The organism is Actinokineospora guangxiensis (assembly GCF_042657845.1).
Lineage (GTDB): Bacteria > Actinomycetota > Actinomycetes > Mycobacteriales > Pseudonocardiaceae > Actinokineospora > Actinokineospora guangxiensis.
In genome coordinates this window covers 65217-88430 of the sequence record NZ_JBHSKF010000013.1, presented here as the reverse complement: position 1 = coordinate 88430, position 23214 = coordinate 65217, and the positions used below count along the sequence as shown (strand labels likewise).

Genomic DNA, 23214 nt, shown 5'->3' with positions numbered 1-23214 from the left:
TTCCGGGGTGCGTGCTGATCGGCTGGTTTCGCTGGTGCTGTTGCTGCGGCGGCACGGGCGGATGCCGGCGGCTCGGCTCGCGCGGGAGCTGGAGGTCTCCACGCGGACGGTGTTGCGGGATATGGAGGCGTTGTCGGCGGCGGGGGTGCCGGTCTACGCCGAGCGGGGGCGGTCGGGTGGGTTCGCGTTGTTGCCCGGGTTCCAGACGGAGCTGACCGGGTTGAACCATGACGAGGCGTTGGCGTTGCTTGTCGCGGGGGCGCGGAAGGGTGGGCAGGGGCTGGGGTTGGGGGCGGCGTTGGCTTCGGCGATGGTGAAGGTGGTGGATGCGCTGCCCGAAGGGCACCGCGAGGTGGCGGTGGGGGCGGTGGGGCGGTTGCTCGTGGAGCCGGAGGTGGATCTGCTCGCGCGGCGGCAGGGTGGGGAGGAGGTGTCCGACGCGGTGGTGGCCCAGGTCCGGCGGGCGGTGTTCGGGGGGCGCAAGCTGCGTATCCGGTACGCGGCTTCGGGGCAGGGGGCTCGGTGGCGGACCGTCGACCCGATCGGGTTGGTGACGGTTCGCGGGCTGGCCTACCTGCTGGCGACGAGGGAAGGAGAGGACCGCACGTACCGGCTGTCCCGGGTGCTGGCGGCCGAGGAACTCGCCGAGCCCGCGGAGCGGGCCGACGAGGTCGACTTGGAGCGGGTGTGGCGGGAGCGCGGGGAGCGTTTCCGGGGTGGTGGGGAGCTGGTTGTCGTGGTGGCTCGGGTGCGGGCGGAGCGGCGGGCGGAGGTGGTGGGCACGGCGGTGGCGGTTCTGGGGGAGGAAGGGGGCGAGTGGGTGCGGATGGAACTGGCCTTTCAGGACGCCCGGCACGCGGAATGGGCGTTGTGGCAGCTGGACCGGGACGCGGAGGTCGTGGAGCCGCGGTGGTTGCGGACGTCGTTGCGGGACAAGGCCGTCGAGATCGTCGAGCGCTACGGGGACTCCTGAGCGAGGTCCTTCATGGCCAGGTCTTCGATAGCGATGCCCAGGGCATCCTCGGCCGCGCACGGGACGTCGGGGACCACGCCGACCTGCTCCCAGTTGGTGCCGGTGACGGCGTTGACGGAGCGGGCGACCGGCAGGTGCAGCTCCAGGACGTCGGTCAGGGCGATCGCCTCGACGGGGTGCGCGCCGCCGCCGGTGGTCTCGCCGATGACGGTGGCGCGGCCGAGGGCCTGGAGGTTGTAGGCGAGTTCCTCGCAGCCGGAGAACGTCTCCCGGCTGGTGAGGACGCGGACGGGCGCCTGCACCCGGACGGCGGCGGGTGTGGTCCAGAACTGGTGGGGTGTTCCCACACGCTGGGCCATGTCCTGGAGGTGGACAGGCTCCTCGCCGAGGAGGTGGCCGCAGAGGAGGGCGACGGTCGACGGGGTGCCGCCGCGGCCGCCGCGCAGATCGATGACCAGGCCGGTGACCGCGGACAGGAGCGTGAAGGCCGCCCGGATGTGGGGCTCGGCCAGGTGGACGGGGGAGAGGTACGGCGCGATGCGCAGCAGGCCGACGCCGTCGCCGAGGAGGTGGACGCGTTCGACGCCGCCCGCGTTGCGACGGGCCTCGGCCTCGTGCAGCGCGCGGTAGGCGTCGCTGGAGAAGCCGGTGGCCGCACCGTCAGGGCGGTGGCGGACACGCAGGTGGCGGTCGTGGTTGACCCGCTGCAGGTGCCGGGTGAGCCGCTCGGCGGTGGCGGCGGGATCGAGGTCGCGCAGGTCGAGGCCGGTGAGGCCGTCGGCGATGGACGGGGCGTCCTCGGCGAGGACGTAGCGGTCGCGGACGAGGTCGCGCAGTCGGGTCAGCACGGGACGAGTGAAACCGGAGGCTTGCGCAAGCGGCAACAGTCCTTGACGCTTGACCGGTGAGCGAGGAGATCATGGACGCGAGCAGCCCGGCCCAGATGCGGGCGTTCGCGCACCCGACGCGGCACCGGATCTGGCGCGACCTGGGCGCCGACGGCGCGACCATCAGCCAGCTGGCCAACCGGCTGCGCACCAACAAGGGCAACGTCGCCCACCACCTCGGCGTGCTGGAGCGGGCGGGGCTCGTGCGCAGGGACCGGACGCGGACGGTGCGCGGCGGCACCGAGCGGTACTTCGTGAAGACGTCCCGCCGGGTCCGGTTCGACTCCGGCGACACCGGCGAGGCCACGAGGGCGATGCTGGCGGCGATCGCCGACGAGGTCCCGGTCGACGACGACCAGACGCTGCTCCTGCACCGCGTGGTGCGTCTGACGGCCGCCCAGGCGCGGGCGCTGCGGGAGCACCTGGAATCGGTGGTCGACCAGGTGCCTCCCGCGAACGCCCGCGAGGTGGAGCACGGCGTGCTGGTAGGCCTCTACCGCAGGGACTAGACCGCGGTGAGCCCGGCCAGCGCGGTGGGCAGCTCCGCGCGGTGCAGGACGCCGAGGCGCTGCGTGGCGCGGGTGAGGGCGACGTAGAGCTCGGCGGCGCCGCGCGGACCGCCGGCGAGGATGCGCTCGGGCTCCACGACCAGCACCGCGTCGTACTCCAGGCCCTTGGTCTCCGAGGCCGCGACGGCGCCGGGCACCTCGGGCGGGCCGATGACGACGCTGGTGCCGGGCAGGTCCGCCTCGGCGGCGGTGAACGCGGCGACGGCGGCGAGCAGGTCGCCGTCGACCTGTCGGGACCACGGCGGCACACCGGAGGCGCGCACGGACTCCGGGGGAGCGACGTCGGGCGCGAACTCGGCGAGGACGGCGGCGGCCACCGCCATGATCTCAGCGGGGGTGCGGTAGTTGACGGTCAGCGAGCGGTAGGCCCAGCGGCCGGGCACATACCGTTCGAGCATGGCGCCCCACGACGTGGCGCCCGCGGCGGACCGGCGCTGGGCGAGGTCGCCGACGACGGTGAAGGACCGGTTGGGGCAGCGCCGCATCAGCACCCGCCAGTCCATCTCGGACAGCTCCTGCGCCTCGTCCACCACGACGTGCCGATAGGTCCAGTCCCGATCGGCCGACGCGCGCTCGACCAGGTCGCGGGTGTCGGACTCCTCGAAGCGCCCGGCCAGGTCCTCCGCGTAGATCAGGTCCTCGGCGAGCAGGTGGTCCTCGTCGTCCATCATGTCCATGCGCTCGGTTTTGATGATCTCCATGACGCCCTTGGCGTACTCGGCCTCGGCGTGGCGCTCGCGCGCGGCGGCGTCCTCGGCGGCCTTGTCCGCTGCCTTGTCCCTGCCGAGGAGGTCGACCAGCTCGTCCAGGAGCGGCACGTCGGAGACGGTCCACGCGGTGCCGTCGGCGCGCAGCAGTGCCGGGTCGGCGCCCGCGGCGCGGAGGCGCTCGGGGGAGCTGAGCAGCGGTCCGAGCAGCGTCTCCGGGGTGAGGATGGGCCAGAGGGCGTCGATGGCCGAGGTGAAGGCCTCGTCGTCGGCCAGCTCGGCGAGCAGGTCGGCGCGCAGCTCCTCCCAGGCGTCGCGGTCCTCCCTGCTCAGCCAGCCCTTGCCGATGCGACCGATGGCGCGTTCGGTGAGGACGTAGGTGATGATCTCGGTGAAGGTGCCCCGGGCCTCGTTGTGCGGCAGCCCGGTGGCGCGCGCCTCGTCCCGCGCCCACTCGGCGGTCGGGGCGTCGATGCGCAGGGTGACGTCCCTGAGCACGACCGGGATGGGCTCATCGGGCAGCCGCTGGCGGTCGGCCACGGCGGCGGCGAGCACGTCGAGGATCGCCGGCGACCCCTTGGCGCGGGCGGCCTGGTCGGTGTCCTCCGCGGTGGTGTGCAGCCCCGGCACGAGGTCGCCGGTGGTCATGAACACCACGTCGGACTCGCCCAGTGACGGAAGCACCCGCCCGATGTGGTGCAGGAACGCCGGGTTCGGCCCCACGACGAGCACCCCGTGCCGCTCCATCCGCTCCCGCTGCGTGTACATGAGGTAGGCGACCCGGTGCAGCGCGACGACCGTCTTGCCGGTTCCCGGTCCCCCTTCGATGACCAGCACCCCGGCGTGGTCCAGCCGGATGATCTCGTCCTGCTCGGCCTGGATCGTCGCGACGATGTCGCGCATCCCCTCCCCCCGGGGCGCGTTCACCGCCGCCAGCAGCGCCGCGTCCCCCGCCGCGCCACCGTCGGGCCTGCCGAGCACCTCGTCGGTGAACTCGACCACGGTCCGACCCCGGGAGTGGAACTGCCTGCGCCCGCGCATGCCCTCCGGATTGGCCCCGGTGGCGGTGTAGAACGGCCGCGCGGCGGGCGCCCGCCAGTCGAGCAGCGCGGGCTCGTAGTCCTTCTCCTCGTCGAACAGCCCGATCCGCCCGACGTAGCGACGCCCGCCTTCCAGCTCGTCCAACCGGCCGAAGCACAGCCCGCTGTCCGCCACGTCAAGCCGCCGCACCTGCTTGGCCAGCGCCCGGACCCGAGAGTCCCGCTCCATGGGCGTCCCGCCGTCATCGCCCAGCGCCTTCTGGTAGGCCCGCTTCGCTTCGTCCCGCTTGACGTCGAGCCGCCCGTAGAGCCCGGCGACGTACCCGCGCTCGGCTTCCAACTCCCCGCCATACCCCTGATCTGCCACGATCCCCTCACTGCTCGTCCCCGGTCATGCGGCTGACAGCAGCCGCGAGCAGCGATTTTGCGGCATGACCCGGGCCTTGCCGCAAGCCCGGGGGTCCGCTATACAGTGAAGTGGGAGGAGTTCGCGCAGATCCTCCATTCCTGCAGATCCCCCTGTCATCCGACACTCGGTTCTCGACGTTGTCGAAGCGGCGTTCGCAGTCACCTGGCACAGCCGGCACAGCGCTGCCCGCCCGCACCGCCGACCCGGTGCCGCGGCTGACCGCGTCGCGGGGCGTCGTTAGCATTGTCGACCGTCGACTTCGGGACCAAAGTGATGGAAGGACGGCCGTGGAGACCCTCGCGTTCCAGTCCGAGGCGCGTCAGCTGCTCCAGTTGATGATCCACTCGGTGTACTCGAACAAGGACACCTTCTTGCGGGAGCTGGTGTCCAACTCCTCAGACGCGCTCGACAAGCTGCGCTTGGAGGCGTTCCGGGACAAGGAGCTCGACGCCGACACCGACAACCCCCGGATCTCCATCGAGGTCGACCGGGTCGAGCGAACGCTGACCGTGCGCGACAACGGCATCGGCATGACCCGTGAGGACGTCGTCGGGCTGATCGGGACCATCGCCAAGTCCGGGACCGCGGAGTTCCTCAAGGCGCTCAAGGAGCGCGAGGGGACCTCGTCGGAGGACCTGATCGGCCAGTTCGGCATCGGGTTCTACTCGACGTTCATGGTGGCCGACCAGGTGACGCTGGTGACCAGGCACCCGAGGTCGGCCGAGGGCGTGCGCTGGGAGTCCGACGGCGGCGGCACCTACACCATCGACACCGCCGCCGACGCCCCGCAGGGCACCTCGGTGACGCTCAAGCTCAAGCCCGCCGACGCCGACGACCGGATGCCCGACTACGCCGACCCCGCGACCCTGCGCGGGATCATCAAGCGCTACGCCGACTTCATCACCTGGCCCATCACCATCGTGAGCCAGAAGCCGAGCGAAGGTGACGGCGAGGGCGAGGACAGCGCCGAGGACGAGGTCGTCAACTCGCGCAAGGCGCTGTGGGCGCGGCCGCAGAGCGAGGTGACCGAGGAGGAGTACGCCGAGTTCTACCGGCACGTCAGCCACGACTGGAACAAGCCGCTGGAGACGATCAGCCTCAAGGCCGAGGGCACCTTCGAGTACCAGGCGCTGCTGTTCATCCCGTCGCAGGCGCCGATGGACCTGTTCATGCGCGAGCGCAAGCGCGGCGTGCAGCTCTACGTCAAGCGCGTGTTCATCATGGACGACTGCGAAGAGCTGATGCCGGAGTACCTCCGGTTCGTCAAGGGCGTCGTGGACGCCGCCGACCTCTCGCTCAACGTCTCCCGCGAGATCCTGCAGCAGGACCGCCAGATCGAGCTGATGCGCCGCAGGCTGGTCAAGAAGGTGCTGGCCACCTTCAAGTCGATGGCCGCCGACCGCCAGGAGAACTACGCGGTGCTGTGGCGGGAGTTCGGCGCGGCGATCAAGGAGGGTCTGCTCTCCGACACCGACAACCGCGACGCGATTCTGGCCGTCTGCTCCTTCGCCTCGACCAACGACGCCGAGAAGGCCACCACCCTGGCCGAGTACGTCGAGCGCATGCACGACGGCCAGGACGCCATCTACTACATGACCGGCGACTCGCGCACCGCGGTGGAGAACTCCCCGCACCTGGAGGCGCTGCTGGCCAAGGGCTACGAGGTGCTGATCCTCACCGACCCGATCGACGAGATGTGGGTCGGCGCGGTGCCCCAGTTCCAGGGCAAGGCGTTCCAGTCCGTCGCCAAGGGCGAGGTCGACCTCGGCGCCGAGGAGGACGCGGACACCGAGCAGCGCGACAAGGACTTCGCCGACCTGCTGGCCTGGCTGACCGAGACCCTGGCCGACCAGGTCAGGGAGGTGCGCCTGACGAGCCGCCTGACCAGCTCGCCCGCCTGCGTCGTCGGCGACTCCTTCGACCTGACGCCCACGCTGGAGAAGATGTACCGGGCGATGGGCCAGGAGCTGCCGCAGGTCAAGCGCATCCTGGAGCTGAACCCCCAGCACCCGCTGGTCGACGGCCTGCGCGCCGCGCTCGCCGAGGACCGCGACCGCGCCGAGCTGGCCCCGGTCGCCGAGCTGCTGCACGGCTCGGCGCTGCTGGCCGAGGGCGGCGACCTGCCGGACCCGGCCCGCTTCGCCCGTACCCTCGCCGAGCACCTGCGGCGCGGCCTGTAGCCCGTGGGGGAGCGGCCTAGCCCGGCCATTCCCGGGCGAGCAGGCCGAAGAGCAGGTCGTCGGTCCACTCGCCCTTGAGCAGGGTGTGCTCGCGGCGCAGGCCTTCCCGCCGGAAGCCCAGCGCCGCGAGCAGGGCGGCCGAGGCGGTGTTGCGCGCGTCGCACTCGGCGGCGACGCGGAGCAGTCCGCGCTCGGTGAAGAGGTGCCCGAGCACCGCGGTGACGGCTTCGCGGGCGTAGCCGCGGCGCTGGTGGGCGGGGGCGACGGTGAACCCGAGGTCGGCTTGCCGCAGGTTCTCGTGCAGCCCGACGGCGACGTCGCCGACCAGCTCGCCGGTGGCGCGCAGCTCCACGGCGTACTGGAACCAGCCGGGCTGCCGCGGGTCGTCGGTGGCGAACTCGGCGACCAGGCGGCGGGCGTCCGCATCGGGGAACGGCGCGGACCAGCTCTGGTAGTGGGCGACGTCTGGCTCGGAGCGGTAGGCGGCGAAGGCGGGGGCGTCGGCGGCGCGGAAGCGGCGTACGGTCAGCCGTTCTGACGAGAACACCGCGTCAGCATGCACGTTCCATAGTGTGGAAGCGCTTGCCGCAATGCGGCATTCGGACGCAGGCTGAAGGCCGATCCGCACCCTGCGAAGGAGCCGAGCATGTCCGTGGAAGCAGGCCCGCTGAACAACGTCGACCTGGCCGCCGTGGGGGCGCTGGTGTCCTCGATCCAGGACGACCCGGCCAAGGCGGGCACCACCTGGGCCGCGCATGTCACCTGGAACGGCGGGTTCCAGTCCAGCTCCCGGGTCCGCGCCTTCGCCCCCGTCCCGTCCGACGAGCCCCCGGGCCTCGGCGGCGCCGACACCGCGCCCAACCCCGTCGAGCAGTTGCTCTCGGCGCTCGGCAACTGCCTGGCCGTCGGCTACGCCGCCAACGCCTCCGTCGCGGGCATCCAGCTCGACGCCCTCACCGTCGACCTCAAAGGCGACGTCGACCTGCGCGTCTTCCTCGGCCTGGCCGAGGGGCACGCAGGCTTCGACTCCATCACCGCCAAGGTGGGGATCTCCTCGCCCGCGCCGCGCGCCGAGATCGAGGCCCTGCACGCCAAGGTCACCGCCTCCTCGCCGGTCGGCCACACGCTCGCCACCGCCGTCCCGGTCTCCATCGACCTCGCCTGAGCCGCTCGGCGGGGCGCGACTTAACCGGGTCATTGCCTGTCGGCCGGGCAGGCCGTGAGGATCGGAGCCCGCATGGGCCGCGTCGCAGCGGCCCCCTCGTCCCCGTGGGTTCCTCCCGATGACACGCGCAACCTTCCGACCAGTCGCCGCGGCCGCCGTCGCGGCGGCACTCGTCACCGGCGCCGCTTGGGTGGGTCAAGCGGGCGCCGGTCCGGCCGCTGCGGGTGCTGGGCCCGCCACGTCCTCCTGGACCGGGGCGTGGCCTGCCGGCCCGCAGCGGCTCACCGGCACCACCTTCACCGACCGGACACTCCTCTCCGACCCGTCCCGCTGGTTCTTCCTCGACGGCGTGGACGTGCTGCCCGCGCGGGGCACCCCCGGCGACGTCGTCGTCCTCGGCGACTCCATCACCGACGGCGCCTACTCCGCGTGGAACGGCAACAAGCGCGGTCAACCGCTGGATACGCGGCACCGCCGACGTCGACGGCCACATCGACTTCGACACCGCCACCCGCCCGCCGCCGTCGATCTGCGACTGTTCCGCTGGCGGGGGTTTCCTTTTCCACAGCAGGGCATCCCGGTGTCCACTTCGGTGTCCAGCCCGCTCAGCTCGGGTTTCGGCACCGGGGAGCGCCGGGGTGCCCTGCCGGATGCCCGCTCTTTGTCCAGTTTCGCAGGCAGTTGTCCGGTTTCCTGCCTGCCGGGGCGGGAAGCGGCTCCCTAGCATCTGCCGCGTGTCCGGCTACAAGTTCGACGTCTTCATCAGCTACGCCCGTCGCGGCAGCGTGCAGAAGTGGCTCCTCAACCACTTCCACGACAAGCTTGTCGAGTGCTTGGCCGACCAGCTCGCGCCCGCACCCAAAGTGTACGTCGACCGGACGATGCCGCGTGCGGTGCACTGGCCGTCGAACCTGCGCAACGCCCTGCGCCACAGCAAGATCATGCTCCAGCTGCTGACCCCTCCCTACTTCGAGTCACCGTGGTGCATGGCGGAGTGGCGCAGCATGAAGGAGCGGCAGCGCGTGCTCGGCTTGGCCAACGTGGACAGCCCACAGGGTCTGGTCTACTCGATCCTCTACTCGGATTCGGAGAACTTCCCCGACGAGGGGCGCGAAGTCTCGTGGTGGGACTTCAAGCCGTTCGCCAACCCGGACCCGGTCTACCAGTCCACCCACGGGTATGTGGACTTCCACCGCGAGGTGTCCAAGCTCGCTGTGGACATCGTCCAGCTGCTCAAACAGGTGCCGCCGTGGGACCCCGACTGGCCGATCATCGAGCCACCCGAGCCCGTCCTGCTGCCCCCGCCGCCGCTGCCGAGGTTCTGACATGACCGGCACCGTCATCACCTTCTACTCCTACAAGGGCGGGGTCGGGCGCAGCTTCACCCTGACCAACGTCGCGGTCCTCCTGGCGCGCTGGGGATACCGGGTGCTGACGATCGACTGGGACCTGGAAGCCCCCGGTCTCACCCACTACTTCCGGGGCCTGGTCTCCGAACCCTCGGGCGGGGTCGTGGACCTCGCCTCGGACTTCCTGGCGGGGGCGAAGACGCCCAAGGACCACATCGTGCAGGTCGACGTGGGAGACGGGGTCCTGCACTTGCTCGCCTCGGGGGAAGGCGGACGGGGCTACCGCACGCGACTGCAGGAGATCGACTGGGCCGAGCTGTACGAGCGCGGGTTCGCCACGTTCCTCGAACGCTGCCGCGAGCGGTGGGTGGCCAACTACGACTTCGTCCTCATCGACAGCCGCACCGGCATCTCCGACATCAGCGGCATCTGCACCGCGCACCTGCCCGACCGCCTGGTCGTCGTCTTCACCGCCAACGACCAGAACCTGGACGACGTCGTGGACATCGCCCACCTCGCCGACATCGCGCGGGACCGGCTTCCCTACGACCGCCCCCGGCATCTGGTCCTGCCGATCCTCTCCCGCCTGGACAGCCGGGTCGAGTACCAGCGGGCCGAGCAGTGGCAGCGCAAGTGCGCGGGCGTCGTCGCGCCGCTGTTCCGCAACTGGATGCACAAGACCGCCACCGAGGAGCAGATGCTGCGGCATCTGACCGTCCCCTACGTCTCCTACTGGAGCTTCGGCGAGCAGCTCCCCGTGCGCGAGGAGCCGGTTCCGTCGCCGGACCAGATCTCCTTCGCGCTGGAGACCGTGGCCGCCGTGATCGCCCAGCAGTTCGACCACACCGACCTGCTGGTGGACAACCGCGACGCCTACGTCGCCGCCGCCCGCACCCGGCACCGCGACTTCGCCGTCGACCTGGTGGTGTCCAGTCCGCGGTCGGCGGTCTCCTCGGCCGTGCTGCTGGTGGAGGAGCTGCGCGTCCTCGGGCTGAAAGTCGAGGCGTCCTTCTCCGGCGACCCCACCGAGATCGACAAGGCCCGCCACAAGGCGCGGCACCTCTGCCTCGTCGTGCACCGGGAGGTCACCCGCTGGCAGATGTCGGAGGCCGAGCGGTTCCTGCGGCACACGCTCTCCCCCGAAGGCGGTCAGCGGCAGCTGTTCTGCGTGCTCACCGCGGGCACCGACCGCGAGCGCCTGCCCGGCTTCCTGCGCAACCTCGGCCACCTGCGCCTAGAGCCGGGCGCGCCGCCCGCGAGCGTGGCGCTGGAGCTGCACGGGCTCATCACCGGCACGCACGAGCCGGGGGAGGACCCCGACCGCGACGTGCTGCTCGGCGCCGCGGCGGCGCTGCGCCGGATGCCGGAAGACCTGCCCTACCCGAGCCGGTGGGTGCTGGTCGAAGACACGCTGCGCGGGATGTCCGCCGCGCTGGACGACGGCGACCTGGGCAGGCTGCACGACCTGTCGGTCGACCTGGAACTGCTGGGCAAGGCGCACGGAGGCGGCGTCACCACGCCCCCGGCCGTCCGGGCCCGGCTCGACGTGCTGCTCAACCGCATCGAACGACGGATCTGACCGAGAGGCGGCGACATGCCGGAGAAGTACGGGAGCCACGAACGCGCGGCACTGATCATGCTGATGAAGGCGGGCAGGCCGGTCCCCAACCCCGACCTGACCGACATCGGCATCGACCTGCGCCCCGCCGGGCGGAACAAGCTCAACAAGGCGGGCCTGATCAAGTCCTGGCAGGAGAACCGGCGCTTCATCCACGAGATCACCGACGAGGGCGTGGCCTGGTGCGAATCCGACTGCGCGCGCCCTGAGGCGCCCCCGCGCTCCAGCCCGCTGGTGAAGTTGATGTTCCAGATCACCGGCATCGTGGTCACGCACATCGCCAGGAACGGCACTCGACTCCTCGATGTCATCAGCCCCCGCGACCTGGAGACCCTGATCCGCATCGCCTACCTGGACCTGTCGGTCAAGCCGCAGGACTGGGTCCGGCTTGCCCGGCTGCGCCCCAAGCTCGACGCCGACAAGGCCGAGGTGGACGAGGTGCTGCTGCGGCTGGTCAAGGCCGGTGAGGCGCACCTGGCACCGGACTCCAACCGCAAGGTGCTCACGCCCGCCGACCACGCCGCGGCGATCCGGGTGGGGAGCGAGGAGAAGCACCTCATGGCGATCGAGGAATCATGACCGAGCACCTACGCGGGGCCCTCGCCGCCGTCCGGTTCAACTCCGCCGAGACCCCCGACGACGTCTGGCAGACCTCCCCGACGCACGTCGAGGGCCTGCACGCCAAAGCCGTCACGCGCATCCGGGCGGGCATCGCCGACGCCAAGGCCAGCAAGGGGTCCAGCCCGGTGGGGCTCGCGCTCCAGGGGCAGAAGGGCGTGGGGAAGACGCACCTGCTCGGGTCGGTGCGGCGGCTGGTGCAAGCCGAGGGCGGCTACTTCTTCCTCATCGAGCTGACCGCGGGCAAGCTCTTCTGGGACGATGTCGCCGACGCCATGCGCAGCGAGCTGAGCCGGGCCGACGACGACGGCGAGTTGCAGCTGACCGCGCTGCTGCGCAGGCTCTGCGCGGTGGCCAAGGTTCCCGCAGAGGTCGCCCGCGCGGTCGTCGGGGAGTCGGTGCTGAGCGCGGAGGACCTGCGGGTGTTCGGCGCGCACCTGCGCAAGGTCGACGGCAGGGTCGCGGTCGAGTGCGGTGACACCATCCGCGCGCTGGTGCTCTACGCCTCCGACCACGCCGAGGTCGGCATGGCCTACCTGCGTGGCTCGGCCGAGATGGGCGAGCAGCGCACGCGGTGGGGACTCAGCACCGAGGAGAAGCCGCCGATGACGGTGGTGCGCGACATCTCGCGCGTGCTGGCCATGACCGGCCCGTGCGTAGTGGCCATCGACCAGCTCGACACGCTCGTCAACCGCGGTCAGGATGTCACCGACGCCCACGAGGTCGAGGCCGAGCTGGCGCAGGAAGTGGCTCTCATCGCCGATGGCCTGATGCAGCTGCGGGAGCGCACCAGACGCACGCTGTCGATCGTGGCGTGCCTGCCCAACACCTGGAAGCTGTTGCACAACATCGCCAGCGACACCGTCGCCGACCGGTTCCGGGAGACTCCGATCCTGGGCTCGATCGTGGACCCGGAGGTGGCGCGCGAGCTGGTGGCGCGCTGGCTGGGCGCCGTCTATACCCGCGAGGGGTTCACCCCGCCGCACGCGACTTGGCCGATCGCCGCCGAGGCGTTCTCCGGCAGCTGGATGCCGCGCACGCCGCGCGAGGTGCTCAAGCGCATCCACACGCATGCCGAATCCTGTCTGTACGGGGAGATCCGAGAGCTGGCGTCCTTCGACGAGGTGCCTGCTGAGCCACCGGTGACCGTGGTGGCCGAGCAGCGGGAACCGGAGTACTTCGCCGAGTTCGACGCCCGCTTCGCCGAGCTGCGCGCGGCCGCGGCGGTCTCGGCGGCCGGGCTCAAGCAGCACAACGAGGACGACGTCATGCCCGCGCTGCTGATGGCCGGGCTCAAGGCGTGGATCACCGAGGTCGGCAACGACGACATGGCCTGGGTCGCCGAGCCGTCCTCGGGCAGCCTGCTGCACGCCGGTCTGCGCCGCACGGTCAACGAAGACCTCGACGTCGAGGAGCGGTGGGGGTTCCGGCTCATCGCCAGCAGCCACGGCAACCGCGTCCTGCGCCGGATGCGCGACGCCCGCTCGGCGCCGGGAAACCGGCGCCTGGTGCTGATCCGCAACGGCACCAAGGGGTGGACGGGGGCCCGGACCAAGGCCGAGGTCGCCGAACTGGAGCAGGAGGGCGGCAGCCGGGTCAGGATCTCCGACGAGGACCTGCGCACCTTCAGCGCGCTCAAGGTGATGCTCTCGGCGCAGACCCACCAGTTGCTGGCGTGGCTCATCGCGCGCAAGCCCGCCAGCAGCAAGACCTTCCTGCGCGAGATCCTGCCCGACCTGGGGCGGCGGGAGGCGAGCCACCAGGAGACCCGCCCGCCGCCCGCCCACCCCCACCCGGCCCCACCCGCCGCTGTCAGCCCCGCGCCTTCCCCGGTCGCGCCCGCGGTTGAGCAGGCGGCCCCGGTGTGGGTGCCGCCCGAGGACGTCCCGCGGCCGCCCGCGCCGCGTCCCCACGACCCGGCATGGGGCAGCGAGATCGTGCTCGGCATGAACGGCGAGGTGCGCATCGCGCTGGAGTCGCTGCGCAAGCACGCGGTGGTGTTCGCCGGGTCGGGCAGCGGGAAGACGGTGCTGCTGCGGCGGATCATCGAGGAGTGCGCGCTGTGCGGGGTGTCGGCGATCGTCCTCGACCCCAACAACGACCTCGCCCGGCTCGGCGACGCGTGGCCGTGGCCGCCGGAGGGCTGGCGGCCCGACGACCACCTGCTGGCCCCGCGCTACCTCGCCGCGGCCGACGTGGTCGTGTGGACACCCGGGCGCGCGGGTGGCCGTCCGCTCACCTTCAACCCGCTGCCGGACTTCGCGGGCGTGCTCGACGACCCCGACGAGTTCACCGCGTCGGTGGAGGCCGCGGTGGCCAGGCTCATCCCGCACGCGCGCCTGGCGGGAGCCACCAAGGGCGCCTTGCGGGGCCGGGCGGTGCTGCGCGAGGCGCTGACCCACTACGCCCGCGCGGGCAAGCGGGACCTCGCGGGCTTCATCGACGTGCTCGCCGAGCTGCCGGACGGCGTCAGCAAGCTCAGCACCGCGACGAAGATGGCCGCCGACCTCGCCGAGACGCTGCGCGCGGCGACGGTCAACGACCCGCTGCTCGGCGGCCCCGGGCAGGCCACCGACCCCGCCGTGCTGCTCACCCCCGCGCCGGGCAAGCGGGCCAGGATCTCGGTGGTCAACTTCGTCGGCCTGGCCACCGAGGAGCAGCGGCAGGGCTTCGTCAGCCAGCTGCAGATGGAGGTCTTCGCCTGGATCAAGCGCAACCCGGCCACCGACCGGCCCCTGGGCGCGCTGATGGTGATGGACGAGGCGCAGACCATCGCGCCGTCGGGGGCGTGGACGGCCAGCACGCAGAGCACGATCCTGCTGGCGTCCCAGGCCCGCAAGTACGGCCTGGGCCTGCTGCTGGCCACGCAGGCCCCCAAGGGCCTGCACAACCAGGTCGCCGGGAACGCCACCACGCAGTTCTTCGGCCGCCTGAACAGCCCGGCCCAGATCGCCGCCGCCACCGAGATCGCCAGGGCGAAGGGCAGCGCCATCGGCGACATCGGCAGGCTCGAACGCGGCCACTTCTACGCGGCGGGCGACGGCTTCGCCTTCCGGAGGATGCTCGCTCCGATGTGCCTGAGCCACCACCCGCCCAGCCCGCTGCGCCAGGAAGAGGTCATCGACCGGGCCAGGGAGGGCTGACGGCAGTGGCCCCCGCCACCAGGCGGGGGCCACTGCCGCTGCGCGGACCGGTCAGCGGGTGCTGGACCGCACGACCGAGGTGATCTGCTGCCAGAGGGCGGTGAACAGCTCCGCTCGGCTGTAGGAGCGCGGGGGCTCGCCGCGGCCGAAGAGGGACAGGTCGTGCAGTTCCAGCGCGGTGGTCCCGGTGGCTGGGTCGTGGACGGGGCGGGCCCAGCCGCTGGTGCAGGCGCTGCCCGCGTCGTGCCTGCCGGCGACGAAGTTCACCGTCTCGTCACCGCCGATCCCGCCGCGCTGGACATCCAGGGCGTACACGACGTCGCCCGCCCTCTCGACGCGCACCGCGATGCGGGAGTCGCCGATGTGCACAGTGCCGACCACACCGTGCGCGGCCAGGCCCGGGGCGGCGGCGGCGAACTGGGCGCCCAGGTAGCGCAGAGCGGCGTCCTGTTCGGCGTAGCGGCTGAACGACGCCGGGGTGCCGGCTGCGGGCGCCTCGGTGCGCGCCCTGGTGACGACGGCGGCGATCGGGGCTCGTTCCCGGCCCGCCGCCTCCGCCGCCTCGACGCGTTCCACCAGGGCATCGACCAGGGCGTCGACCTGGTGCTCGGCGGTGCGCAGGTAGGCCACGTGCGGGTGCAGCAGGCCGGTCGGCACGGCGACGTCGCCGACCAGCACCGGCAGGACGTGCTCGTCGCCCGCGCGGACCGCGCCGAGCAGCGCGGTCGTGAAGTCATCCACATCGGACACGAACGGCACGAAGAAGCGCACCCGGGTGTCGGGCAGGTCGCCCTCGTCCTTGTGCGCCCACCACTCGTGCACGTGGTCGGGTCCTTCCAGCACGGTCAGGCCGCGCTGCCTGCACGCTTCCACCACCTCGCCGACGGCGGACCGCCGGTCCTCGGCGAACGACACGGCGATGTCGCGGGTGCCACCTTCGGTCACTGCCGGACCTCCTCGTCCTCTGGCGGGCACCGCCCTCGGTGTGGGCGCGGCCCGCGGTGCGCGGGCAGCATTCGCGGGCGGTGTCGACCGGACGTGGACGGCGCGTGGATTCCGGTGGTGTTGACCGTTGACCGCAGGCTGGGGGAAACAGTCACCTCGTTGTTGTCGTATTCCGGCTGCTGAATCCTCATCGGTGGGCAGGGCGAATCGCTCTCCCATTCACCGAAACCCATTCCGCTGGAGGATTCGCCATGTCCAAAAACGCGTCCACTTTCGCCGCCGTGCTCGGCGCCCCGCTGGTCGCCCTGTGCGTCGTGCTGGTCGGCCTCGGGGCGGGAACCGCGTCGTCGGAGGAGGGCGGGCCCGAGGCGCCGCCCACGACCACCACCCAGCCGACCACCGAGGGCAACCCCTGGCACGGCTGAGGGAATTCGCCGGAAATGGCCGCCCGCGGGTTTCCGCGGGCGGCCGCGCAATTGCGCCCCGCGCGCGGAGAGTGGTGTACTCGGTGTTCTCGGACAAGGAGGCTCCCGTGGCCGGTTCCTTCGGCGCGCTGCTGCGCGAACTGCGGATCGCGGCGGGGATATCGATGGGCCAGCTGGCCAAGCGGGTCAACTACAGCAAGAGCTACCTCAGCAAGATCGAGAACGACGTGAAGCCGCCCAACGAGCTGCTGGCCCGGCTCTGCGACGGCACCCTCGACGCGGGCGGGCGGCTCATCGAGTCCGCCCGCGCCGCTCGCGACCGCGCCCCCACCCTCGACCGCCGCCAGGTCCTGGCCGCGGGCACCGCCTTGGGCGTCGTCCTGGCGGGCGGTCCCCGTCCGGTGCCGGACGAGCGGGTGATCACCGGGATGCGCACGATGTTCGAGCACCTGCGCGCCCTGGCGGCCCAGACCAGCCCGGCGTACGTTCTCGACCCGCTGATCGCCCACGTGCGCACGGTGCACGCCCTCGCCGCGGAGAACCCGGAGCCGACGCGCGGACGCCTGCTGCTGCTCGCCGCCCGCGTCGCCGAGCACACCGGCTGGATGCACCAGGAGGCGGGCGACGACCACGGCGCGCTGTGGTGGACCCGGCACGCCGCCGACCTCGCCCGCTCCGGCGGCGACCGCGAGGCGGTCGCCTACACCCTCGTCCGGGAGGCGGGCCTCGCCATGCACCGCCACGACCCGATCAGCACCGTCGAGCTGGCGCGGCGGGCCCAGCAGGTCGACCGGGCGAGCCCGCGCACCCGCGCCATGGCCGCCCGCCGCGAGGCCCAGGGGCACGCCTTGGCGGGTGACCGCGCCGCCCACGACCGCGCGATGGACCACGCGCTCACCCTCATCGACGCCGCGCCCCCGGACCTGCGCGACTACCCGATCCTCGGCTCCACCGCGCCGAACCCGGTCGAGCTGGCCCGCGGCTTCTCGCTGTGCGACCTCGGCCTGGTCGCCGAGTCGGCCGCGGTCCTCGACCGCGAGCTGACCCGCGTCCCCGCCTCCTCCCGGCGCACCCTGGCCCGCTTCGGCGCCCGCCGCTCGCTGGCCCACGCGCTGGCGGGCGAGATCGACCAGAGCTGCGCCACCCTGCCGGAGACCCTGGACCACGCCGCGCAGGTCGACTCCGCCACCATCCGCGCCGACCTGCGCGACCTGTCCAGAACCCTCGGCCGCTGGCGCGCGCACCCCGCCGTGCGCGAGGTCTACCCGGAGCTGGCGCACGTGCTCCACAAGCGCTCCGGCTGACACCGAGCCCTGTTCGACCGCCCGACGGGGAAGCTCAGGTCGGCGACTCGTCGGGCGCGGCGCGGGTGACGCCCTGGCAGGGGCAGGTCAGAGCGGCGGTCTCGGCCAGGACCTCGGCCGCCTCGGGATGGCCGAGGACGGTGTAGGTCGCGTGGGCCGCCCGCCAGTGCGCGACGCCGTCGGCGTGGCGGCGCAGGGCGTGCAGGGTGCGGGCGATGCCGCGGTGGGCGTTGGCCTGGTGGGTGCGGTTGCCGGTGCCCGAGGAGAGGTCGAGGGCGGCCTGGAACCCGCGCAGCGCGTCGGCCAGGTCGGTGCGGGCCAGGGCGGTGGCGGCGCGGTCGTGGTGCAGCTGGATGAGGAGGTCGGGGTCGGAGACGTGGGTGGCAGCCGCCTTGGCGCGGCGGTGGAACTCGACCGCCTCGGCGAGCCTGCCCCGGCAGCGGTGGGCGTTGGCGATGTAGTTGAGCGCGTAGGCGGCGACGCAGTCGTCGCCGACCTCGCGGGCCAGCTCGTGGGCCTCGGTGTGGTCGGCGAGGGCGGCGTCGACGTCGCCGGTGCGCTGGCGGACCGAGCCGAGATTGTTCAGCACGTGCGCCAGGCCCTGCGTGTGCGCGATCTCCCGCAGCATCGGCACCGCCGCCGCCTGCCTGCGCGCGGCCGACTCGAACGCGCCGTTCTGCTCATCGATGTAGCCCAGCATGCTCAGCGCGTGCGCCTGCCCGCGCAGGTCGCCTGCCTCGGCGTACTTGGCCAGCGCGGTCTCGAAGTGCCCGGTGGCCCGGTCGGTCTCGCCCAGTTCGGCGGTGGGGGTGGCCAGCGCGCACAGGGTCGCCGCCTCGCCGAGCGGGTCGCCGACGCGGCGCCACAGCGGCAGCGCCTCCTCGGCGGTGCGCACGGCGTCGGCCAGCCGCCCGATGCGGTTGTGCGCGGTCGCCAGGCGCAGCAGCACGTGCGCCCGGCCCAGGTCGTGGCCGACGGCGTCGCGGGCCAGCTCCAGGGTCTGCACCCAGTCGGCCAGCCGGTTGGCGGTGTTGAAGTGCCGCCAGAGCAGCACGGCCAGCCGCCACACCGGCTCCGGCATCCCGCGGCCCGCCGAACCGTGGATGGCGGCGACGAGGTTGTCGCGCTCCGCGGCGATCCACGCCAGCGCCGAGGCGGCGTCGGCGAACTCCGGGGCGACCGGGCAGCCCCGGCCGACGGCGGGCAGCAGCGACTCGTCGAACGGGTAGGCCGTGCCGACCGCCCTGGTGAGGGTGACGACGTAGAAGTCCAGCAGCCTGGACACCGCCTCCTCGCCGCCCGGCGCGCCCGCGCGGACCGCGAACTCCTTCAGCGGGTCCAGCACCAGGTACCGCTCCGGGGTGACCTCCTCCAGCAGGGACACCTCGTGCAGCTCGTCCAGGACCTTGCGCGCCCAGTCCGCGCCCCGGCCCGCGAGCGCCGCCGCGCCCGCCACGTCGACGTCCGGGCCCGGCAGGTGCCCGAGCAGCTCGAACAAGCCGCGCTGCTGGTCGCCGAGCTGCTCATAGGACACCTGAACGGCGGCTTCCCCGTCCTGCCAGGGACCGCCCTCCCTGAGCAGGTCGACCAAGTGCTCCAGCGGCCAGCCCACGTGCCTGCGCAACAGCGCCGCCGCCACCCGGATCGGCATCGGCAGGTACCCGCAGCGCCCGACCACCCTGTCGACCTCGTCGTCCCGGCCGCGCAGCCGCAGCGGGTCGCCGACCAGCCCCCGGAACAGCGCCGCGGCCTGCGGCGGCGGCAGCGGGGCGAGGCGGACGTGCTCGCCGGAGCCCGGCTCGCCCGCGTGCCTGCTGGTCACGATCGCCAGGCAGTCCGGCGCGTCGGGCAGCAGCGCCCGCACCTGCTCGGCGCTCTCGGCGTTGTCCAGCACCACCAGCGTGCGCGTGCCGTACAGCTCGGCCTGGTACAGGGCGATCTTGCGGCTGTCCGTCGCCGGGATCTGCTCGGGCGGCACCCCCAGCTCGCCCAGCAGCTGGGTGAGCGCGTCGCCGGTGCTCGCGGCCCGCACATTCGGGGTGAACCCGTTGAGCCGCACCAGGATCTGCCCGTCGGGGTAGCGCTCGCGCAGCCGGTGCGCGGCCTCGACGGCGAGCCCGGTCTTGCCGACGCCCGGCGCCCCGCTCACCCACACCGCCCGGCCCGCGCCCGCCGCCGCGGCGATCACGGCCAGCTCGGCGTCGCGCCCGGTGAACCCGGCCGGGCGCGACGGCAGCGAACAGGCGGGCACCCCGCGCTCGGCGCGCGCGGCCAGGTTGCGCAGGACCGGGCCCGGCTCGTAGCCGTCGGCGTCGAGGGCGGCGGCGGTTTCCCGGAACACCCGGATCGCCGCCATCCCGTCACCGCAGGCCACCAGGGCGCGCATGAGCAGTTCGGCGTGGCGCTGCCAGTCGGGGTGCTCGGCGTGCACGCGGCGCAGCCGGTCGCGGGCCGAGCGGTGGTCGCCGACGCCCAGCTCCAGCTCGGCCAGGTCGCCCACGGTGTCGCGGTAGGCGACGTCCAGGTCGAACACGGCCGTACCGCCGACCCGGTCGATGTCGATGTCCTCCAGGAACCGCCCCCGCCACAGGCCGACGGCGGCGCGCAGCAGCTCGATGGCCCGGCGCGGGTCGTCCTCGGCGTTGGCCCGCTCGCGCAGCCGCTCGAACTGCGCGGCGTCGAGCTGGTCGTCGGCGATCCGCAGGAGATAGCCCGACGACGTGGTCTCGATGGCCACACCGGAGTCGACCCCCACCGCCTTGCGGATGCGGTTGATGTAGGTGCGCACGTTGTCGCGCTTGGCGGCGTCGGACCACACGATCTCGGCCAGGCGCTCGGTCGAGACCGGCTTGTTGGCGTGCAGCAGCAGCACCACCAGCACGAACCGCTGCTGCTGGTCGCCCAGCGGCACCGGCGCGCCGCCGTGTTCGGCCGCCACCGGACCCAGCACCCGGAACTCCACCCGCCGCCTCCTCGCCAGACCACGCCGCTTCCCTGAGAGGACCATCGCGCGCGCGGCCCAGGTGTGTCGGTGGATCTGCGTTTGATCCACTTCCGGTCGACACCCGCGCGCGAACCTGCGCCGTGAGGACGGTAGCGGCGAAAGGGGGCGCGGATGGGCGTCGAGGTGTTGCCTTGTTATGTGGTGTGCGATGTGTCGTCGTCGATGGGCGAGCACGTGGACGAGCTCAACGCCGGTCTGCGCGAGTTCCGCGGCGCCCTGCACGCCGACCCGGCGGCCGCCACCCTGGTGCGGGTGTGCGTGATCGGCTTCGCCGCCGAGCCGCGCGTCGTCCAGCCGCTGGTCACCGCCGCCGACCTGGCAGAGCTGCCCGGCCCGGCCGCCGAGGCGGGCACCAACTACGGGCCCGCGTTCGCGCTGCTGCGCTCGACCGTCGAGCACGACGTGCGCGGGCTCAAGGGGCTGCGGCTGCGGGTGCGCAGGCCGGTGGTCTTCTTCGCCTCCGACGGCAGGCCGACCGACCGGGCGACCTGGTCGGCCGCCTTCGCCGCGTTCGCCGACCCGGACTGGGCGGCCCGCCCGACCGTCGTCGCCTACGGACTGGGCGCCGCCGACCACACCACCCTGGGCGAGATCGGCACCCGCGGCTCCTACTGCCACCGCGGCGTGCGCGTCGGCACCGCGCTGACCTCGGCGGTCGCGACCACAGCGGCCCGAACGGACCACATCTGACGCACGACTGGGCGCGGCTTCCACCATGTGTCCACTTCCTGTCCACCCCGACGTCGCACCCTTCGCCGCTGACGGGAGCGGAAGGGGTCGCGATGGTGGATCTGATCAGCGAGCTGAAGTCGCTGCGCAAGGGCCGCGGGGTGCTGGCGGGCCAGGTGGAGAAGCGGGTGGGTCCGGCGCTGCGGGAGGCGTGCGGGATCACCGAGCGGGACGCGCCGTGGGCGGTCCGGCGCAAGGTGCGGACCTGGCTCACCGACCTGATCGGCAGGCTGCCCGACGACCTGCGGCATCCCACCATGGTCGCCTTCGCGCTGGACGCCGCCGTCCGGCTGCCGCTCTACCAGGACCGCGTCCACTGGGTCGCCGAGAGGCTCGACCGGGACCCGCGCACCGTGCGCCGCCGCGTCGACGTCGCCATCGACCAGCTCGCCGAGCTGGCCGACGCCGAGCCCGACCCGGCGCTGCCGCCCGCGGCCTGGCGCACCGCCGAGCTGCGGATCGCCGCGGTGCTCGACGGCGGGCAGCCGGAGATCTTCGCGCACCGCACCGTGGTGGCCGAGCGCGACGGGCTGCGCGAGCTGGCGCTGCCCACCCCGGTGCCCTGGCCGCGGGCGCGCGCCAGGGTGCTCTTCGGCGGCGCGCTCGTCGACGGGCCCGAGCCCACGATCACGTTCGCGCGTCCGGTGGACCGCGGCGGCGAGCACGAGTTCGCCGTCGCGTTCCGGCTCACCGCCGCGGCGCCGCGGCGCCTCGTCCACGTCCCCACCCGGCCGTGGGAGCTGCTCGACGTGCGGGTGCGCTTCGGACCCGACCGGCCCGCACGGGTGTGGGCGCTGGACGGCGCGCCCCGCGCGGACGCCGACGATGCCGGGACCGCTCAGCCGGTCGACCGGGCGGGCGAGGCGAGGCTCCGCGTGCGCGGCCTCGTCCCCGGCCTCTCCTACGGGCTGCGGTGGTGATCAGGGCTGGTAGGTGTAGGTGTTCAGCCGGGCGACCGCCGACGCGGGGTCGCCGAGGTGGTAGTGGTCCACCGCCAGGTAGGTGGGCTTCTTGCGGGCGGCGGGCTGGCAGAAGCGCTGGGCGCGGTCGGCGAGCTTGGCGTTGTCCGTCGTGGCGGTCGCGGTCATGGGGACGTCGCGGAAGTGGTTCATGACGAAGAGCGGGCGGAAGGTGTCCGTCGCGGTGAGGGGCCTGCCGTCCCAGCGGCTGTAGCAGCTCCAGTCCGAGTTCCCCACGCCCGGCCCCATCGACCAGTAGTTCTCCACGGTCCAATCCCGCTGGTAGAGCACGCCGGAGTCCTCGCGGCCGTCCTTGGCGTGGTCGGTGAAGATCAGCAGGCGCTTGTTGTCGGCCAGCATTCGCGAGCGCGTCGGCCAGCCGTTCTCGCGCACCCCTTCGGCGCGGAAGAGCACGTCGTTCAGGCCGGCGACCCGGCGCAGTTCGGCGCGCAGCACGGCGGCGGAGACGTAGTCCTCCAGGAAGACCGTGACGATCTCGGAGCGGTTGGCGGCGAGGAAGTCCACGATGCGCTGGATGTCGACCCACAGCGCGACCGGCCTGCTCACCAGCGTGCAGCTGTTGTGGCAGAGGATCGCGCCGTCCGGGGTCTGGTGGATGTCGAGCATGAAGCCGCGCACGCCGTCGGCCAGCTGCTGGGTGAGGCCGCGCCGCTGGTTGGGGGCGAGGTTGACGAACGGGGGCGCGAAGCCGCCGTCGACGCCGTTGGCGTAGGCGTTGTGCGAGGTCAGGAACGTCATCTGGTCCAGCCGCGGGTCGGCGGGCATCGGCGCGGTGCCGCCGGTGGTGGGTGTCAGGTACCAGCGGGTCTCCCCGCCGATGCCGAAGATCTCCCACTGGTCGCCGACCTGGCGCGGGGTGTGGACGGTGTCCTCCCGCGAGCACGGCGCGATGCCGAGCGAGCGCGTGATGCACGAGCCGGGGGAGGACACGTCCTCGAACCGGCCGTCGCGCAGCGACCACTGCTGGCGGCCCTCGTTGCCCTTGGGGCGGTGCAGGGCGACGGCCGAGCCGGTGTTGGCGACGTTCAGGCCGGACTGGACGCCGGTGACGTAGTAGGTGCCCGCGGGCGCCGCGGTGGCGGCGGCCGGGACCAGCGGGAGCAGCAGCAGGGCGGCGGCGACGGGGACGAGGCGCACCGGGACAGGATCACCCACCGCGGGGAGAACGT

The 23214-nt window shown here is 72.8% G+C and carries 19 protein-coding genes; 13 read left to right on the top strand and 6 right to left on the bottom strand.

Annotated elements, in window-relative coordinates:
* Positions 1 to 7 precede the first annotated feature (7 nt).
* On the top strand, positions 8 to 973 hold the full coding sequence (locus tag ACFPM7_RS22845; protein ID WP_378249769.1) for a helix-turn-helix transcriptional regulator: 966 nt from the start codon (positions 8 to 10) through the stop codon (positions 971 to 973).
* Here ACFPM7_RS22845 and ACFPM7_RS22840 read toward each other — a convergent pair.
* Positions 958 to 1821 carry a S41 family peptidase gene (locus ACFPM7_RS22840; protein ID WP_378249768.1) on the bottom strand — a complete coding sequence of 288 codons (864 nt, stop codon included), beginning with the start codon at positions 1819 to 1821 and terminating at the stop codon, positions 958 to 960. The genes ACFPM7_RS22845 and ACFPM7_RS22840 overlap by 16 nt on opposite strands.
* Before the next feature lie 56 nt (positions 1822 to 1877).
* Between ACFPM7_RS22840 and ACFPM7_RS22835 the strand changes: the two genes are divergently transcribed.
* Positions 1878 to 2369, top strand: coding sequence for a helix-turn-helix domain-containing protein (locus tag ACFPM7_RS22835; protein ID WP_378249767.1), 492 nt, complete (start codon positions 1878 to 1880; stop codon positions 2367 to 2369).
* On the opposite strand, the gene helR is transcribed toward ACFPM7_RS22835, so the two are convergent.
* Positions 2366 to 4543 (bottom strand): RNA polymerase recycling motor ATPase HelR, encoded by a 2178-nt coding sequence (helR, locus tag ACFPM7_RS22830; protein WP_378249766.1) that lies wholly within the window; start codon positions 4541 to 4543, stop codon positions 2366 to 2368. The two genes, ACFPM7_RS22835 and helR, sit on opposite strands and share 4 nt — an antisense overlap.
* Positions 4544 to 4872: 329 nt before the next feature.
* On the opposite strand from helR, the gene htpG reads away from it, so the two are divergent.
* Complete coding sequence (htpG, locus tag ACFPM7_RS22825; protein WP_378249765.1) at positions 4873 to 6765, top strand: molecular chaperone HtpG; 1893 nt, start codon at positions 4873 to 4875, stop codon at positions 6763 to 6765.
* Between the two features lie 16 nt (positions 6766 to 6781).
* Here the strand turns inward: htpG and ACFPM7_RS22820 are convergent, their stop codons facing one another.
* Entirely contained in the window at positions 6782 to 7312 is a 531-nt protein-coding gene (locus tag ACFPM7_RS22820; protein ID WP_378249763.1) for a GNAT family N-acetyltransferase, read from the bottom strand.
* 99 nt (positions 7313 to 7411) lie between these two features.
* Between ACFPM7_RS22820 and ACFPM7_RS22815 the strand changes: the two genes are divergently transcribed.
* The 6 genes from ACFPM7_RS22815 (at position 7412) to ACFPM7_RS22790 (ending at position 14658) form a co-directional block, all read left to right on the top strand.
* Complete coding sequence (locus tag ACFPM7_RS22815) at positions 7412 to 7930, top strand: OsmC family protein (protein WP_378249762.1); 519 nt, start codon at positions 7412 to 7414, stop codon at positions 7928 to 7930.
* A gap of 118 nt (positions 7931 to 8048) precedes the next feature.
* Positions 8049 to 8654 (top strand): hypothetical protein, encoded by a 606-nt coding sequence (locus tag ACFPM7_RS22810; protein ID WP_378249761.1) that lies wholly within the window; start codon positions 8049 to 8051, stop codon positions 8652 to 8654.
* Positions 8655 to 8664: 10 nt separating this feature from the next.
* Entirely contained in the window at positions 8665 to 9255 is a 591-nt protein-coding gene (locus tag ACFPM7_RS22805; protein ID WP_378249760.1) for a TIR domain-containing protein, read from the top strand.
* 1 nt (position 9256) lies between these two features.
* Complete coding sequence (locus ACFPM7_RS22800) at positions 9257 to 10858, top strand: KGGVGR-motif variant AAA ATPase (RefSeq protein ID WP_378249759.1); 1602 nt, start codon at positions 9257 to 9259, stop codon at positions 10856 to 10858.
* A gap of 15 nt (positions 10859 to 10873) precedes the next feature.
* Entirely contained in the window at positions 10874 to 11476 is a 603-nt protein-coding gene (locus tag ACFPM7_RS22795) for a hypothetical protein (RefSeq protein ID WP_378249758.1), read from the top strand.
* The gene (locus tag ACFPM7_RS22790) at positions 11473 to 14658 is read left to right on the top strand and encodes an ATP-binding protein (RefSeq protein WP_378249757.1); all 3186 of its coding nucleotides are present in this window, start codon (positions 11473 to 11475) and stop codon (positions 14656 to 14658) included. The genes ACFPM7_RS22795 and ACFPM7_RS22790 overlap by 4 nt, the downstream gene beginning before the upstream one ends.
* A gap of 51 nt (positions 14659 to 14709) precedes the next feature.
* On the opposite strand, the gene ACFPM7_RS22785 is transcribed toward ACFPM7_RS22790, so the two are convergent.
* A complete protein-coding gene (locus ACFPM7_RS22785) occupies positions 14710 to 15603 on the bottom strand; it encodes a hypothetical protein (RefSeq protein WP_378249756.1) in 894 nt (297 codons plus the stop codon).
* Between the two features lie 251 nt (positions 15604 to 15854).
* Here ACFPM7_RS22785 and ACFPM7_RS22780 point away from each other — a divergent pair, with 251 nt between their 5' ends.
* Positions 15855 to 16028, top strand: coding sequence for a hypothetical protein (locus ACFPM7_RS22780; protein ID WP_378249755.1), 174 nt, complete (start codon positions 15855 to 15857; stop codon positions 16026 to 16028).
* A 107-nt stretch (positions 16029 to 16135) separates the two neighbouring features.
* Positions 16136 to 17332 (top strand): helix-turn-helix domain-containing protein, encoded by a 1197-nt coding sequence (locus tag ACFPM7_RS22775; RefSeq protein ID WP_378249754.1) that lies wholly within the window; start codon positions 16136 to 16138, stop codon positions 17330 to 17332.
* Positions 17333 to 17366: 34 nt separating this feature from the next.
* Here the strand turns inward: ACFPM7_RS22775 and ACFPM7_RS22770 are convergent, their stop codons facing one another.
* Positions 17367 to 20294, bottom strand: a complete 2928-nt coding sequence (locus ACFPM7_RS22770) for an AfsR/SARP family transcriptional regulator (RefSeq protein WP_378249753.1) — start codon at positions 20292 to 20294, stop codon at positions 17367 to 17369.
* 153 nt (positions 20295 to 20447) lie between these two features.
* Between ACFPM7_RS22770 and ACFPM7_RS22765 the strand changes: the two genes are divergently transcribed.
* Together ACFPM7_RS22765 and ACFPM7_RS22760 are read left to right on the top strand one after the other, a co-directional pair.
* On the top strand, positions 20448 to 21026 hold the full coding sequence (locus ACFPM7_RS22765; RefSeq protein ID WP_378249752.1) for a vWA domain-containing protein: 579 nt from the start codon (positions 20448 to 20450) through the stop codon (positions 21024 to 21026).
* A 92-nt stretch (positions 21027 to 21118) separates the two neighbouring features.
* A complete protein-coding gene (locus ACFPM7_RS22760; RefSeq protein ID WP_378249751.1) occupies positions 21119 to 21985 on the top strand; it encodes a hypothetical protein in 867 nt (288 codons plus the stop codon).
* On the opposite strand, the gene ACFPM7_RS22755 is transcribed toward ACFPM7_RS22760, so the two are convergent.
* The gene (locus tag ACFPM7_RS22755; RefSeq protein WP_378249750.1) at positions 21986 to 23182 is read right to left on the bottom strand and encodes a PI-PLC domain-containing protein; all 1197 of its coding nucleotides are present in this window, start codon (positions 23180 to 23182) and stop codon (positions 21986 to 21988) included.
* Positions 23183 to 23214: the final 32 nt, after the last annotated feature.